A 15,933-nucleotide genomic window follows, 5' to 3' on the forward strand; every position below is an offset into this window, starting at 1 on the left:
TTGCAAAAAAAGGTCCCCGCCCCCGGACCCCCACCCTCCAAAAAAACTCTTAAAAAGTATGACCCACTTTACCTATCACTTCTTCAAATGCGGCGCTTCGCCGCTGGCGCGGTTGTCGCCGCAATCGGCCCGGCGTCGAGGGGCAAAGCCCCTCGTGCCGCCGGGCCGATTGCGGCGACAAATATCCGGGCTCCCGCCAACCCGCCATGGTCCCGCCCGGCAAAGCGTAACGGGGGGACCGGGGGGCATCAAGCCCCCCGGCAGTGAGGTGCAGGAGAGGCAGAGCCTCTCCTGCCGGGGTCCAGGGGCAGCGCCCCTGGCTCTTCCGCTCCTAATTCTCAGCCGAGTGCAAACCGCCGGCGGCTGCCTTGAACACCACGTTGGTGCGTTCGGGATCGGCCAGGGACGGCTTGGAGCAGTTCCACAGGCAGGCCCCGCAGTGCACGCATTTTTCCCTATCGAACAGCGGCACGCCGTCGTCCGGGTTGGTGGTGATGGCCTGTCCGGAACAGGCCTCGATGCAGGTCTTTTCGCAGCAGGAACGGCAGACGTCCGGGTTTTCGAACGTCACGTGGTCGGCGTAGCCGGGCGCGGCCTGGACCTTGCCGCCTAAAAGCAGCGCATCCTGGTGCGAGACGAGCAGTTTGCCGTCGTATTCGATGGCCGGCCAGCCGGCGCGGTCCATGAGCGCGTCGTGCAGGGACCGGCCCTTGGCCGTGGCTTCGCGACGAATCGTTTCGATCTCCTCGCAGGAGATGCGGCCCCGGTAGTATTGCGCGATGCTCGGAATACGCTTCCAGGTGGGCTTGGAGGCGGCCGGCCAGCACAGCGCGCCCTTGGTCAGGCCGCAAAGGCCCATGCCGATGAGCCCGGGCAGAAATCCGGCGGCGAAACCTTCACGGGAGCGCGCGGCGATTTTGGCCTCGTCTTCGAGCCAGGAGGCCCGACGCCTGGCCACGTAGGTCTTTTCCAGGTTCTCGGCGGTAAAGGGCAGCCCCTGCTCCAGCAGGTGCACCACGGCCTCGCCCAGAAGCACGCCCGAGGTCCAGGCCTCGTCCACGCCGGAGCCGGTCAGGACGTTGGTGGTGCCGGAGCCCTCGCCGATGCGGGCGTAGCCGTTGCCGACGAGGTAGGGTTCGCCTGATTTGCCGGCTTCCTGCAGGGTCTTGGCCCCCCAGGAGCGTAGTTCGCCGCCCTTGATGTTCTTCCAGATGTAGGGGTGCTGCATCCAGTGCTGGAGGTAGCGGTAGGCCGTGCGCACCGGATTGTCGAACCAGGACGGCACGAAGATGCCCATGGCGGCGACGCGGCCGGGCAGCACGTAGAGGAAGCCGAAAATCTCGGGCTCGGGGAAGCCGATGGTGTGGATGACCGTGCCTTCCTTCCAGGGACAGTGGCCGGGCAGATCGATGACCATCTTCATGCCCACGGCGTAGTCGCGCTGGTGGTGTCCGGCGGGAAGCCCGTGAAGATTGTCGAGGGCGCGTCCGACCGGCCCGACGGGGCCGTCGCCGACGACGGTGAGCTTGGCCCGCACGTCCATGCCGGGCATGTAGGCGACCTCGGGCTTGCCGGCCTTGTCCACGCCCTGGTCGGCCAGGCGCACGCCGACCACCTGCCTGTTTTCGACCAGCGGTTCGGCCACGGGCGAGGACGGCCAGATCTGGGCCGCGCCGGTGGCCATGACATTGCCGCCCACCCACTGGTTGAACTGGCCGATGGAAAAGGTCATGCCGCCGTGCTTTTGCAGGAAGGGCGGGATGTAGGGCAGCTCCACGGCCATGTCGGCATAGCCGGGCAGCCGTTTGCCCAGGGCCTTTATCACCTTGTCCTTGGCCCGCATGAGCAGCGGCCGGCGGCTGGCGCCCACGGGGTCGAGCAAATAGACGACCTTCTCGTCGGTGATCGGCGCGCACATGGGCACATCGGAGGGCTTCATGTCCGGGAAGCTGGCCCGGATGCCGCGCGCCTTGGACACCACGCCGGAAACGCCCACGCCCAGGTCGTCGGCCCGCTCGTAACAGATGACCTGGGGCGGCATGCCGGGCATAAGCTCGCTCTCCATGACCGGCGAGCCGTCCTCGTTGACGATGCCCCGGGCCAGCGTGGTCAAAAATCCACCCATGGCCGGGCCAAACCCAACACAGACGATGTCCGTCTCCATGACCTGCCGTTCCATACGTCATGTCCTCCGTTGAGCGAGGAACCGGGGGAGGGAACCCCTTTTTTGAAAAAAGGGGTTCCCTCCCCCGGACCCCCACCCTCCCCAAAAAACTTTTACAGGGGTTGTAGCCTAACCAATTTGGCTTCCAATGCGGCGCTTCGCCGCTGGCGCACCTTGTCGCCGCGATCGCGTCCGGCGTCGGGGCGCGAAGCGCCTCGTGCCGCCGGGCCGATTGCGGCGACAAACGTCCGGCGTCCCCGCCGTCCGCCTGTCCCAACCGCACTGTCATCCATCATCCCGGCCCGGTAAAGGGGGGACCGGGGGGCATCAAGCCCCCCGGCGGGGTCCGGGGCAGAGCCCCGGCAGGTCCAGGGCAACGCCCTGGCGGGGGCGTGGGGGCGGCGCCCCACACCCCAGTTACAGCGGATAATCGAGCGCTTCCGGGATCATCACCTGGGTGATGGCCTGTCCGGCGCGTTCGCGGGCGGCTCCGGCTCCGGCCATGGAGATGTCCACGGCGGCGCGCAGGGCGGCGAACGCGGCCATGTCCACGCCTTCGGGAGCGTAGCCGCACACGAGGTTCGCGCACACGCGGGCGGCCTCGCCGGCGGCCTTGGCCGCCTGCAATTTGGACAGGTCGCTGAAAAAGGACACGTAGCCGGCAAGGCCCTCGGCCACAACCGGATTTTCCGGGCCCTTGGCGGCCAGTTCCAGGATGTCCAGGATGAAAAGGCGGCTGGCCAGAAGCGGACACAGCGCGTCGGCCAGGGGGAAGGTCACGGCCTGGCGGTTGCTGTGGTAAAGCTTCTTGCCGTCGGCGTCCTTGCCCCTGGCCAAAACACCCATGGCATGTTTCCACAGGGCGAAGCCGGCGGCCACGGTGGCGGCGCCGGTTTCGGGATTGGTCGCGGCCACGCGCTCCATCTCGACGATGTAGTTGTCGAGGTAGACGGCGAAGATGTCGCTGGCCATGGTGATGGAGAGCTGGCGGCGCTGCACGCACTCGGGGCCTTCGTAGGTGGCTTCGAGCTGGCTGTCGCTCCACTTGTGGAACAGGAAGCCGGGGCAATCCTCGGTGATGCCGTAGCCGCCCATCATGGCCACGGCCTCGCGCATGACGGTGGCCCCGCCGCCGGTGTTCCAGAGCTTGCAGGCCGGGCACAGGACGCCGGCCTCGGCTTCGAGGGCCTGATATTTGACCACCGGGTCGGCGTCGAGGGCGGCGAACCGCGCGGCGTCGCGGGACTCCTCGGGGGTGAAGAGCAGGTTCACGTATTCGACGGCCTGGGGCAGAACCTTTTTGAGCGCCGAGAGCTGGGCGCGCATGCCGGTGACGCCCGCGTCGGCCAGGGCCTTGTCCTTGGCTTTCTCGGTCGGGTCGAGATTGTCGAAGAGCCGGGCCGTGCCGAACCCGAGGGAGGCGCTGGCCTCGCCGGCCGCCCAGACCTCGGCCAGACGGATGGGGGCGTCCTGCTTCTGCTGGATGCCCAGCTCATACTTGGGCGTGCCCTCGGCGCAGGCATCGCCGCCACGGAACCGGCCGCGCTGGTAGCGGATGACCGGCTCCACGGCGGACAGCAGCTTGGCCGTGGTCATGAGCGCCACCGGCACGCGGGTGCGGTGGAACACGGCGGCGATGATCTCGGAGTGGGAATAGTTGGGGACGATGCAGCCGTCCTTGACCGTGTAGCCGCCGATAATGCGGCTGGCCGGCACCTTCATGCTGAAGACCGGGTCGCGGGTGGAGGACAGCTGGTGGACCATCTTGAGCGTTGGCGCGCCCCGGTCGAACAGCCCCGGATCGGTCTCCTCGAGGATGACCATGCAGGAGGATTTGATGCGCGGATCGGCGGTATCCACGGCCACGGTGGCGAAATTGGCGAAGTCCATGCCGGTGATGAAGCGGCCGCGCTTGTCCACCTGGAGCAGGGGTTCTTCGCCTTCTTCCCAGGAGTCCACGCGGACCTTGCCGACCAGCACGCCCGTGTCCACGCCGACGTAGGGCAGGGGCTCGGTCAGGGCGAAAACGCCGCGCCAGGGGGCCTGTCCCGGAGTCGGGGCGGCCAGGCTCATGTAGTGGTCACGCTGTTCGTCGGTGCCGCGCTCGTGGATGGGGGAAAGGGCCAGGTTGCCGGCCAGGGAGCAGGTGGCCGCGCCGGCATCGACCCAGGCCAGCTCGAAGGCGACCAGGGCCAGGGCCATATTCTTGGGGCCTTCGATGAAACCGCCCTGATGGGGGTCCATGAAGACGGCGGTGATGCCGGCCTCGTCGAAAGCGGCAAGCAACTGGACTTTTTGTTCGGTCCATTCGTGGGAGTGACGCGCGCCTTCGGCCACGAGCCTGGCGACCAGTCCCCTGGCCACGGATCGGGCGGACTGGACCGCCATCTGGAGGTCGAAGCGGTCGGCGAAGCGCCACATGATTTGCCGGACGTCGTCGCCCGGAAGGGTGCGAAGAGTTTCCATAGGGTTCGCCTTATTTCGAGGTTTGGACGCGCCAGGGCGCATGGATGCTGCGAAAAAGTATTAAACGTTAAAATATTCGGCACGGGGCGTCAATGAAGGGGCCGGCACGGCGACGTGCGGTACTCCGATCCGGGGCAAAGGTTTTCCGGCCCAACACCACGCCGGGGCTTGTATTACCCCAGCCCCTTGGGTACGTATGACACAAGGCCCCTGGAAAACCCGGCGGAACCCCCATGCCGTATCGCCTCAAGTACTATTTCGATCCGGACTACGAACACCGTAGGCTGCGTCCCAGGAGCCGCGACGACGGTTCCGTGGACCAGTACGACCTGGGCTACGTGCAAAACGTGGTGGTCGAACAGGTCCTGGCCGAATGGGAGGAACTCGGGCCGGACGTCTCGCCCGAGGCCGGCGACGTGGTGGCGGACCAGCCCGCCTTTTCCCACGGCGAGGGCTGCCGGGTGGACCCGGAAAACCCCAGGCGGCTCGTCGCGTCGGTCAATGGCCACGTGGCCTGTTCCGACGGCAAGATCACGGTCCACGACACGCTTTCGGTCGGCCACGACATCGACTTCCACACCGGCAACATCGTGGCCATCGGCGACGTGCTGGTCGGCGGCTCCATCCGGTCCGGCTTTCTGGTCATGGGACGTAACGTGACCGTGCGCGGCCCGGTGGAAGCGGCCCGGGTCCAGGCCATGGGCAACCTCTCCTGCCAATCCGGCATCATGGGCGGCGGCAAGGCCTCGCTGCGAGCCGGCAAGAGCCTGCGGGCCAAATTCTGCGAAAACGCGGCGCTCCATGCCGCTTGCAACATCCTCATCGAGGGCGCGAGCATGCATTGCCGGCTGTTCGCCGGGGAAAAGCTGGCCGTGAAGGGCCGGCTGGTCGGCGGCGAGGCCTATTGCGGCGATGCGGTCTACGTGGGCGAACAGCTTGGCGGCGGCGGCCAGAGCCAGACGCGGCTGCTCGTGGGCTACGATCCCGAGCGCATCCACAAGGACCAGCGCCTCAAGGCCCGGGTGCAGGAGGCGCGCATGGAGATCGAGGCCTGCCGCATCGAGATGCAGCGGGGCAGCGAACGGGCCGAGGCCTGCGCCGCGGAGCTTTCCCACTACGAGAAGCTCTTGGCGGCCTGCAAGGCCCAACTCTGGCAGTTGTGGTCGAGCCCCGACGCCTTGCGCCGGTTCGCCGACTGCCGGGTGATCGTGCCGGGGCGCGTCGGAGCCAATGTCGAGATCAACATCGGCGAAGCGTTTCTGACCGTGCCCGAGGACACCCGCGACGTGGTGTTCCGCTACCAGGACGGCGAGGTCGTCATGGAGTATCCGGCGTTGCGCAAGTAAGACGGGAAGAAAAGAGCCGGGGGGAAACTTTTCTGTAGAAAAGTTTCCCCCCGGACCCCCTTTCCAAAGACTTCTAACGATAAGAGACTGTCACCGTTAGAAGTTTTTGGGAGGGGAGAGCGCGAGAGGGGGACCCTTTTTCCAAAAAGGGTCCCCCTCTCGCATCGCTTTATCCCAAATAACTCATCCGCACTTGGTATAGCCGCAGGCCTTGCAGACGTGGCAGCCTTCCTCGAAGGTCAGCTCGCCGCCGCAGTCCGGGCAGGTGGGGTTCATCAGGTTGCCGGTGTCGTCGTGGATATGCGCGCCTTGCAGGTAGCGGTTTTCCAGCACCCAAGACACGGCATCCGGGATGGAGAGCAGCAGGCCCTTTTTCTGGAAGACCGGATTCTCGCCGCCGATGCCCTTGAGCTGGCCCACGATATCGGCCACGTCCACGCCCGATCGCAGGGCCAGGGACACCAGCCGGCCGATGGCCTCGGCCTTGGCCGTCACCGAGCGGCCGGACTTGCCGATGGTGGCGAAGACCTCGAAGGGCTTGCCGTCGACCTCGTTGACGGTGAGGTAGAGTTCGCCGAGCCCGGTTTTGACCTTCTGGGTGAAGCCGAAGACGATATCCGGACGCACGCGCACCTTGCTTTGGGGCTTGGCCGTCTCGGCCTGGCTACCGTCGCCCGTGCACAGCACCTGGCCCGCCTTGCAGCCGTCGCGGTAGACGGTCACGCCCTTGCAGCCCAGCTCGTAGGCCAGCCAGTAGATTTCCCGGATATCTTCCTTGGTCGCCTTGCCGGGCAGGTTGACGGTCTTGGACACGGCGTTGTCGGTATATTTCTGGAAGGCCGCCTGCATCTTGAGGTGCCAGACCGGCTCGATGTCCATGGCCGTGACGAAGACGTCGCGCAGCTCCTCGGGCAGCATGCCGATATGGGCGATGGAGCCCTTGCGGGTGACCTCTTCCATGAGGCTGTCGGAATAGGCCCCGGCTTCCTTCATGGCGGCCACGAAATGGGGGTTGGCCTCCACGAGCTTTTCGCCGTCCATGACGTTGCGGGAAAAGGCCAGGGCGAAAAGCGGCTCGATGCCCGACGAGCAGCCGGCGATGATGGACAGGGTGCCGGTCGGGGCGATGGTGGTGGTGGTGGCGTTGCGGTAGGGGCCGAGGTTGCGCTTGCCGAAGACGGACTCGGCATAGGCCGGGAAGGGGCCGCGTTCGGCGGCCAGGCTCTTGGAGGCGGAACGGGCCTCGGCCAGGATCGTCTCCATGACCTTCTCGGCCAGGGACAGGGCCTCGATGCTGTCGTAGGGGACATGCAGCAGGTAGAGCAGGTCGGCGAATCCCATGAGGCCGAGCCCGATCTTGCGGTTGGCGTGGACCATCTCGGTGATCTGGTCCAGGGGATAGCGCGAGGCGTCTATAACGTTGTCGAGAAAGCGCACGGCCAGGTGTATGGTCTCGGTCAGCCCTTTCCAGTCGATGCCGTCCTCGGCCTCGGGGTCGAAAAAGACGGAGAGGTTGATGGAGCCGAGGTTGCAGGCCTCGTAGGGCAAAAGCGGCTGTTCGCCGCAGGGATTGGTCGACTCGATCTCGCCCAGGGCCGGGGTGGGGTTGTCGCGGTTGATGCGGTCGATGAAGACGATGCCGGGATCGCCGGATTCCCAGGCCTTGCGCACGAGCAGGGAAAAGACCTCGGCCGCGCTCTGTTTGCCGGCCACGCTCTTGTCGCGGGGATCGATCAGGTCATAGTCCTCGCCCTTTTCCACGGCCTGCATGAAGCGTTCGGTCAGGGCCACGGAGATGTTGAAATTCTGGAGCTCGTTTTCGCGCTCCTTGCAGGTGATAAATTCCAGGATGTCCGGGTGGTCGATGCGTAGTATGCCCATGTTGGCCCCGCGCCTCGTGCCGCCCTGTTTGACCTGCTCGGTTGCGGTATTGAAGATGCGCATGAACGAGACCGGGCCCGAGGCCACGCCGCCGGTCGAGCCGACGCGGCTTTTTTTCGGGCGCAGCCTGGAGAAGGAAAAGCCCGTGCCGCCGCCGGATTTATGGATGAGCGCCGCGAATTTCACGGCGTCGAAGATTTCCTCCATGGAGTCGCCGACCGGCAGCACGAAGCAGGCGGCGAGCTGCCCGAGCGGCGCGCCGGCGTTCATGAGCGTCGGGGAATTGGGCAGAAAGCGCATCCCGGCCATGAGGTCGTAGAATTTACGGGCCAGGGCCTCGGGGGTGAACGGCGACTTTTCGTAGTTCGCCTCCACGGCGGCTATGGCCGAGGCCACGCGCCAGAAAAGGCCCCGGGCGTCCTCCATGGGCGTGCCGTCGGGGCCTTTTTGCAGGTAGCGCTTGGCCAGGACCACCTGGGCGTTGGGATTGACGGCGGCTTCGGGCAGATCGGCGGGCATGGGCAGGGTTGTCATAGGCGGCGAATCCTCGGATACAAGGTCAAAAAAAGCGTAGCCGCAAAAAGCGGCTCGACGAAAAAAACAATATATTTAAGGCAACTACAAAAAAGATATGGCGTCTGAAGGACGCTCCCCCACTGCCCGGGAACCTACACCAGCTTGCCGGGAAAGAAAACCTCCAGCCGGGAAAAGCCCCGGTCCGGGACAGCGCCAACGCCGCGCTGCTCACTGCCCCGGCCGGAAGCCAAAACCGGCTCCCACGGCCCCAATGCAGCCCCGGCAGGCGGGACGTCCTCCACGGGAACGACGCCCGGGCGCGGCATCCCGTCTTACAGCCCGAGATTGAATTCGGCGAGAATCTCCTTGTTTTCCAGCAACTCGCCGCGAATATAGTTATAGACGTTGCCTCCATGCACGGTTTGCAAAAAAAGCGGCCTGGTTTCTATCTGGGCCACTGGAGCCACCTCGTATATGGCCGGGTGGTCGACCCAGAACACGGTGTGCGGCGGCTTGTTGCGCTCAAGCAGACTGACGAAGGCGTTGGTCAGGTCGAAAAAATCATAGAGGGCGCCACGGTTGAACTGGAGCCCGTTGGGGAAATTGATGTACAGCTCGGGCGGCGGCGGATCTTTCGCGGCCAGCATGGTATTGACGACGTTGTGGAGAACGGCGACGAATCTGTTGGACAAGGCGTCGTCGTTGTCCAGCCTGGTGGTCAGGCAGTATTCATATTCCGCAAGTGTCTCCGTGATATAATGACGCACCCGGGGCATGATCGACGGGAAATCGTTGCAAAAGAGCGGCACGAAATTCTTGTATTTTTGCAGTGAGGCGACAATACGCTTGAACTTCGCCGGCGTCTGCTCGTCGAACAGGACAAGCCAGGTGAAGTCCTGGCATTCCTGCCCGGCGACGGAAGGAAGACAAAACGTGCTGAAGAGCTCGAAGCGTTCGGCGAGCCAGACGTCGCTCAAACGGAAATCATAGGGCGTCGGATTGATATGGACATTGAAACGGGTGATGATGCAGTGCTTGAAGCTCATGACGTATAATGATGCCCGTCAAATGGTTCCCTGACGAAGTCCCGCCACCGCGATCAAAAAATCGCCTCCGCGACCGGAAAACACACCCCTCGCGCCCCGCGGCGCAAGCTGGCAGGGGAGCCTGCCCCCTGCCTGCTTGCACGGGAAAATCAGCAGACCTCCCCATAGGTCAGCCGCTCGGCGTATTCCGCCTGTTTGCCCTTGTTCCACATGGACACCGGCCGGTAGTAGCCCACGATGCGCGTGAACACTTCCGACGGCGCGCCGCATTCCGGACACTCGAAATGCTCGCCCTTGATGTACCCGTGGGTCTTGCACACCGAAAACGTGGGCGTGATCGACAGGTACGGAATCTTGGTCATGGTGAACGCCTTGATAATAAAGGACTTGAGCGCCTCGGTGTCGGCCACGGCCTCGCCTAGGTAGGTGTGGAACACCGTGCCGCCGGTATAGAGCGGCTGGAGCTTGTTCTGGTGCTCCAGGGCGTAGAAGACGTCGCGAGAGAGCCCGACGGGCAGTGTCGTCGAATTGGTGTAATACGGCGTGCCGTTGCCCGAGGCCTTGATGTCAGCGTAAAGCGCCTTGTCGATCTTGGCCAGGCGATAGCTCGTGCCCTCGGCCGGGGTGGCCTCGAGGTTGTAGAGGTTCCCGGTCTCTTCCTGAAACCGCGACGTCAGCTGGCGCAGGTGGTTCAGCACCCGGGTCATCATGCGCAGGCCGGCGTCCGTCTCGATGCCCTTGCCGAGCAGGTTCAGGCAGGCCTCGTGGCCGCCCACCAGCCCGATGGTGGAAAAATGGCCCTTGAAGCCGTTTTTGAGGTAACGCCGCGTCCAGGGGAAAAGCCCGCGCTCCAGGTTGTCGCTGATCATCTTGCGCTTGAATTCCAGCGCGTCCCTGGCCAGCTCGGCATACTCCTGCACGAGGTCCAGGAAATCCTCCTCGCCCTGGGCCAGGAAAGCCAGCTTGGGGAGATTGAGCGTCACCACGCCGACAGACCCGGTCAGGTCGCCGGCCCCGAAAAGCCCGCCCACCTTGTTGCGCAACTGGCGCAGGTCCATCTGCAACCGGCAGCACATGGAACGCACGTCCTCGGGCGACAGGTCGGAATTGATAAAGTTCTGGAAATAGGGCGCGCCATACTTGGCCGTCAGTTCCAGAAGCAGGGTGCCGATCTCGGAATCCCAGGGGAAATCGGCCGTGATGTTGTAGGTCGGGATGGGAAACGAGAAAATCCGGCCGTGGTAGTCGCCCTCGGCCATGACCTCCAGAAAGGCCCGGTTGATCATCTCCATTTCCGGCCGGAAATCGCCGTAGACGGCGTCGCGCATCTCGCCGCCGACGATGACCGCCTCCTTGGCCAGATGCTTGGGCGGGGCCAGGTCGAAGGTCAGGTTGGTGAAAGGGCTCTGCCCGCCCCAGCGCGAGGTGGTGTTGAGGTTGAAGACGAACTTCTGCATGGCCTGGCGCACTTCGCGGTAGGAAAGGCCGTCCTCGCGGATAAACGGGGCGAGGTAGGTGTCGACGTTATTAAACGCCTGGGCCCCGGCCCACTCGTTTTGCAGCGTGCCCAGAAAATTGACCATCTGGCCCAGCGCCGCGTCGAAATGCTTGGCCGGACCGGCGCAGGAGCGCCCGGGCAGGTTGAAGCCCTCCAGCAGCAGGTCGCGCAGGCTCCAGCCGGCGCAGTAGCCGGCCAACCCGAACGACAGGTCGTGGATGTGGAAATAGCCGTGGTCGTGGGCCTCGCGCGCTTCCTGGGGATACTTGCCCAGGGCGTAGCGGGCCTGGACCGTGCCGGAAAGGTGCAGCATGAGCCCCTGGAAGGAGTGCGTCATGTTGGCGTTTTCCGCCACCCGCCAGTCGGTCTTGGAAATGTAGTTGTCGATGACGTCGGCGATGTCGAGAAAGGCGGCCTTTTGTTCGCGCAGCTCCCGGCGCTTTTCGCGGTACACGATGTAGCGGCGGGCCACACCGAAAAGCCGCGACTCCATGAGCACCTGCTCCACCGCGTCCTGCACGGCCTCCTGCTCGGGAACGTCGACGCCCTCGAGCTTGGCCTCGACCTTATGGGCAAGCCGCGTGGACAGCAGCGGGTCCTGGATGCCGCTGGCCTTGAGGGCTTTTAAAATCGCCTGGGCGATGCGATGGGTCGACCACGTTTCCAGACATCCGTCGCGCTTTCGAATCTGCTTGGGCATGCCCCTCCTCCTCCCTTTTGAAGCTCGGCTTGCGAAACGCCTGCACGGTGAGCGTGAAACCCGACGGCAGGGCCTCCCTAATTTCCCTGACGTCGTCCTCTGTCAGTTCCGGAACGCGGGTGGTGCGAAAGGCGAAGCGGTCCGGATGCCGCAACGCCAGGGAAAAGACCTCGCCGAGGCGGTCGGCCGCCTCTTCCGGGGTCACGGCCCCTCCCGTGACCAGGCCGTACTTGGCGAAAGGCGCCTTGACGTCCACGGAAAAGCGCGCCCCGGGCAGCCGGCCGAGCACCTCGGCCAGCACGTCCGGCCGCATGCCGTTGGAATCGATCTTGACGGCCGGGCCGCAGGCGGCCAGCTCGGCGGCGAAATCGGCCAGACCGGGCACCAGGGTCGGTTCGCCGCCGGTGACGACGAATCCGTCGAGCCATTTGGCGTGGGAGGCGGCGAAGCGGCGCACCGAGGCGGCGGTAAGCGGCGCCTTCCCCTCGCCGCCCCAGGCGAGCCCGGCGTTGTGGCAGTGCGGACAGCGCAGGTTGCAGCCGCCGAAAAAAAACACGGCGCTTAAACGCCCCGGCCAATCACACAGGGACATGGGCTCGATGCCACGCACGAGCCCCCAGGCTTGAGAGACCTTCATTATATAACAATACCAGTGAGATAGAGATAAAGTGACAGCCCGACCGTTCCCCAACGACCCGGGCGAAAGGCTCCCCTGACACCCCCGAAAATCGCTATCCGTCATACCCCGCACCGGCCCGATTGCAAGCGCAAGTTTTCCCCAGCCGCCTGGGGGAAACCCCAACGTGCCGCCATGGCGGACGATCCCCGGCGGTTTTTTTTCAGGCGGCCATGACCGTCCCGCCGTCGGGCCGATCGAGCATGACGGGCATGATCATAAACGGCAGTCCCAGCCGGTAGAGCTGGCGTTGCAGGGTGAAGACCACGTAGTTGTGGAGCAGCCGGGTCAGAAAGGTCTCCTTCTCGAACACGATCTGGCCGCCGAAGAAAATGGCCTTGGGAAAGCGTTCGCGAAGCGACGGGGCCAGGTCGAGGATCTCCTGGACGATGTCCGTGCCCACGGCCCAATGCGCCTCGGCGTGGTAGCCCCTGTCCCGCATGAGCCCGACATAGGTTTGCAGGTCGCGCTCCATGCCGGCCTTGAGCCGCGCCAGTTCGGCCGCGCCCTTGAAAACCGCCGCGTCCACCACGCCGATCTGCACGAAGACGAAGTTGGCGATGTCCTTGCCGAAAAGCCGGACCACGGAGAGCAGGGTGTGGATGCCGAGCCCGTTGAAGCCGTTGACGAAGATGACGGCCGTGGGCGCGCGCGGGTCCGGCTCGGCCCCGGAGGCGGGATTGTCCGGAATGGGCGGGGTGTAGGGGTTTTGCGGGTCCACCACGGCGCGCAGCACGTCGAGGGTGCGGATTTTGACCCCCACGCGGTTGTAATGGCGGCGGATGCCCCAGGCGGCGGCGGCCAGGACGCCGGTGATGAGCAGCGTCACCCAGCCGCCCTCGAAAAACTTCACCCAGGTGACCATGACCAGGATGAAGGCCGTGAGCAACAGCCCCAGGCCGTTTAACAAGAGCCCCTTTTTCCAGGGGGCGCGCTGGCCGCGAACCTGCCACCAGTGGCGCACCATGCCGAGCTGGGACAGAACGAAGGTGATGAAGACGTTGATGCTGTAGAGCACGATGAGCAGGTCCACCGAGCCGTGGGAAACGAGCATGAGGATAAGCGCTCCCGCGCCCATGAGCAAAATGCCGTTCTGGGTGACGAGCCGGTCGGAAAGCAGGGCGAAGCGGGCCGGCAGCCAGCGGTCGATGGCCATGTTGGACAGCACCCGCGGCCCGTCGACGAAACCGGCCTGGGCGGCGACGAACAGCAGCAGCGCCTCGGAAACGAGGGTCACGAGCACGAAGCCGCCGCCAAGGGTCGGGCCCCAGCCGGCGGTCACGGCCCCGAACAGCACGGCGTTGAGCGTCTTGCCTTCCTGGGGGCGCACCTCGAAGAGCAGATAGCAGGCGATGATGCCGATCACGGTCAGGGCCAGGGACAGGGCCATGTAGAGCATGGTCCGCTTGCCGGTTTTCTCCCGGGGTTCGCGCAGGATGGGCAGGCCGTTGGACACGGCCTCGATGCCGGTATAGGTGCCCGCGCCCATGCTGTAGGCGTGGAGCACCAGAAGAAACATGCCCATGAGCCCGAGCTCCCTGTCGGCCGTGGCCACGTCCTGGGTCATGCGCGCGGCCACCGCCGGCATGGCTCCGGCGTGGGAAAAGATGCCGTAGCCGAGGGCCACGGCGTGGGTGACCACGAAGAGCATGAAGATGGGCACCAGGGCCATGACCGATTCCTTGACCCCGCGCAGGTTCAGGAGAATCAGCAGCACGACGCCGACGACCGCCGCCTCCAGGCGGTAGGGCAGCCAGGCGGCGGGCAGAAAGCTGAAGACCGCGTCCGCGCCGCTGGCCACGGACAGGGTGATGGTCAGCACGTAGTCGATCAAAAGGGCGCTGCCCGAGACCATGCCGACCGTCGGGGAAAGCAGTTTGCTCGCCACGATGTAGCCGCCGCCCCCGGTGGGGAAAAGCTCGATGATCTGGGAATAGGCGGCGCTTATGACGCCGATGGTCAGCGCCGTGCCAAGGGCCACGAACACGGCCAGAAAGGTGTGCTTGCCAAGGGCCAGATAGGCTTCGGCCGGACCGTAGCAGGACGAGGACAGTCCGTCCGCGCCGAGTCCCACCCAGGCGAAAAAGGCGATCAACGACAGTTTGTGGAAAATCGACTGGTCGGCCAGGTTGATGGAATCGCCGATAACGGCGCGGCGGACGCGATGCGCCAGCGAGGCATTCTTGTGCGTGGACATGGGGTATCCTTGCGCGATGGCAGGGAAAGGGAAGGAAACCGCTGCGGACGGTCCCTCAATCGGGGACCGAGGCTCCCAGCGCCGACGCCACGGCCGGAGGGAAGCGCAGCACGAAACGCGCAAGGAAATGCGGCAAGGCCCAACGGGCCTGACGGGCGGACTGGCGCGGCGGCATGGGCATCCCTCCGGACGACCGGTTGCGGGAACCCGACGCGCGCAATGCGGTGGCGGGGGTCCCCCTTCGACGTCTACGAGGTTAGCTGACGGGCTCGGGCCGAAGAGGTTGCCCTACGCCTTGCGGCGATGCGCCCCGGGAAGTGGTTCCCCCGCTCCCGCCTTGGGGCGGGACTCGACGTGACAGGCGTGGTAACGCCGCGGCCCGTCCGCGTCAATATGTCCGCCAAGCGGTTTCAGGCGGACAGCAGTCCGTTGTCGGCCAGGAACTGTGCCGCACTGCGGGGGTAGGTCAGCATCTTGTGCACAAACACGCGGTCGAAGTCCTCGTCGCGCCAGGCGGGTTTGCCTTCCTGCTGCAGGATGGAGCTGATGAGGCAGATGAAATTGCTGCGCTGTTCCCGCAATTTCAGCAAGGCGCGCAAGCGGATTTCCTGGGGTGGAATCTTCAGGGCGATCAGCTCGGCCACGGCCGCCGCAACGGCCTCGGGAGACGGCGACGCCACACGGCTGATCTCCGGGTCCAAAAAGTACGCCCGTCCCCCCTTGCTCGGCGTGGACACCACGGGCAGGCCGCACAGCATGTACTCCGTCGTGGAATAGTTCCCCCCTTCCATGGACGACAGGCAAAGGCCCACCCGGGCGCGATTGTAGGCCCGGCAGGTCTCCTGCGGAGAAAGAAAACGATAGGCATCGGTGACCGGGTCATGGTTGAGCGTCGCCATGCCCGGCATCATGGCGCGCAATCGCTGGAGATAGGCCCTCTGCTGCCTCGGCTTTTCCCTGGGCAGAAAATACAGCAATCCCCAGGAAGGGATATTCCGGGCCAGTTCATGGCGTTTGAACTTCTCCAGGCGTGCCGTATAGATCGCATCGAGATCCTTGGGCACGCCGGGCAGGCAGCGAAAAAGACGCTCATCCAAAAACGCGTTGTGATGGCAAAAAAAACCCAACATCCCGTATTTATCGAGAATGCTGTTCTCTTCCTGGTCGTTGGTCAAAAAGAAATATTGGTGCTGCGGGTAGCACTGCCGCATGATGTCGTAGGCTTTGTGCGTCACGCACAAGAGGCTGGCGTCGAAGTAGGACCACCAGTTGCCCAAAATAAAATAGACCCTGCGATCGGCCAGAAAGGGGGCGAGCATGGTCGCCGGGGCCATGGGATTCCCATAGGCGATGATGATGATGGGGTCGCGGCTTATGCAATGACAGCGCAAGCAATCCTGGATGGTGACCGGGCCTTGCGGCTGCGACGGGCTCTGCATGATC

The 15,933-nt window shown here is 64.7% G+C and carries 8 protein-coding genes and 1 pseudogene; 1 reads left to right on the forward strand and 8 read right to left on the reverse strand.

Features of this window, described 5'->3' with window-relative positions:
• Positions 1–331: 331 nt before the first annotated feature.
• A complete protein-coding gene (locus tag K9F62_05920; GenBank protein UJX42217.1) occupies positions 332–2,179 on the reverse strand; it encodes a 4Fe-4S ferredoxin in 1,848 nt (615 codons plus the stop codon).
• 402 nt (positions 2,180–2,581) lie between these two features.
• Positions 2,582–4,630, reverse strand: coding sequence for an acyl-CoA/acyl-ACP dehydrogenase (locus K9F62_05925; GenBank protein ID UJX42218.1), 2,049 nt, complete (start codon positions 4,628–4,630; stop codon positions 2,582–2,584).
• Between the two features lie 233 nt (positions 4,631–4,863).
• On the opposite strand from K9F62_05925, the gene K9F62_05930 reads away from it, so the two are divergent.
• The gene (locus tag K9F62_05930) at positions 4,864–5,976 is read left to right on the forward strand and encodes a FapA family protein (GenBank protein ID UJX42219.1); all 1,113 of its coding nucleotides are present in this window, start codon (positions 4,864–4,866) and stop codon (positions 5,974–5,976) included.
• Between the two features lie 183 nt (positions 5,977–6,159).
• Here the strand turns inward: K9F62_05930 and K9F62_05935 are convergent, their stop codons facing one another.
• The 6 genes and pseudogenes from K9F62_05935 to K9F62_05960 all read right to left on the reverse strand — a co-directional run bounded on the left by K9F62_05935 (position 6,160) and on the right by K9F62_05960 (position 15,929).
• Positions 6,160–8,391 (reverse strand): vitamin B12-dependent ribonucleotide reductase, encoded by a 2,232-nt coding sequence (locus K9F62_05935; protein UJX42220.1) that lies wholly within the window; start codon positions 8,389–8,391, stop codon positions 6,160–6,162.
• 314 nt (positions 8,392–8,705) lie between these two features.
• On the reverse strand, positions 8,706–9,419 hold the full coding sequence (locus K9F62_05940) for a putative rhamnosyl transferase (protein ID UJX42221.1): 714 nt from the start codon (positions 9,417–9,419) through the stop codon (positions 8,706–8,708).
• 149 nt (positions 9,420–9,568) lie between these two features.
• Positions 9,569–11,617 (reverse strand): ribonucleoside triphosphate reductase, encoded by a 2,049-nt coding sequence (locus K9F62_05945; GenBank protein ID UJX42222.1) that lies wholly within the window; start codon positions 11,615–11,617, stop codon positions 9,569–9,571.
• Positions 11,502–12,254: pseudogene (locus K9F62_05950) on the reverse strand (radical SAM protein). The gene K9F62_05945 and the pseudogene K9F62_05950 overlap by 116 nt, the downstream one beginning before the upstream one ends.
• 202 nt (positions 12,255–12,456) lie before the next feature.
• On the reverse strand, positions 12,457–14,490 hold the full coding sequence (locus K9F62_05955; protein ID UJX42223.1) for an APC family permease: 2,034 nt from the start codon (positions 14,488–14,490) through the stop codon (positions 12,457–12,459).
• 410 nt (positions 14,491–14,900) lie between these two features.
• Positions 14,901–15,929 (reverse strand): glycosyltransferase, encoded by a 1,029-nt coding sequence (locus K9F62_05960; GenBank protein UJX42224.1) that lies wholly within the window; start codon positions 15,927–15,929, stop codon positions 14,901–14,903.
• Positions 15,930–15,933: the final 4 nt, after the last annotated feature.

Origin of the sequence: Desulfovibrio sp. JY, from assembly GCA_021730285.1 — a bacterium.
In the GTDB taxonomy this organism is placed as follows: Bacteria; Desulfobacterota; Desulfovibrionia; order Desulfovibrionales; family Desulfovibrionaceae; genus Solidesulfovibrio.

Bases quoted from the DNA above. Each gene is read 5' to 3' on its own strand.
- K9F62_05920 (UJX42217.1), bottom strand. From the start codon at position 2,179: ATGGAACGGCAGGTCATGGAGACGGACATCGTCTGTGTTGGGTTTGGC.
- K9F62_05930 (UJX42219.1), top strand. From the start codon at position 4,864: ATGCCGTATCGCCTCAAGTACTATTTCGATCCGGACTACGAACACCGT.
- K9F62_05955 (UJX42223.1), bottom strand. From the start codon at position 14,490: ATGTCCACGCACAAGAATGCCTCGCTGGCGCATCGCGTCCGCCGCGCC.
- K9F62_05925 (UJX42218.1), bottom strand. From the start codon at position 4,630: ATGGAAACTCTTCGCACCCTTCCGGGCGACGACGTCCGGCAAATCATG.
- K9F62_05935 (UJX42220.1), bottom strand. From the start codon at position 8,391: ATGACAACCCTGCCCATGCCCGCCGATCTGCCCGAAGCCGCCGTCAAT.
- K9F62_05940 (UJX42221.1), bottom strand. From the start codon at position 9,419: ATGAGCTTCAAGCACTGCATCATCACCCGTTTCAATGTCCATATCAAT.
- K9F62_05960 (UJX42224.1), bottom strand. From the start codon at position 15,929: ATGCAGAGCCCGTCGCAGCCGCAAGGCCCGGTCACCATCCAGGATTGC.
- K9F62_05945 (UJX42222.1), bottom strand. From the start codon at position 11,617: ATGCCCAAGCAGATTCGAAAGCGCGACGGATGTCTGGAAACGTGGTCG.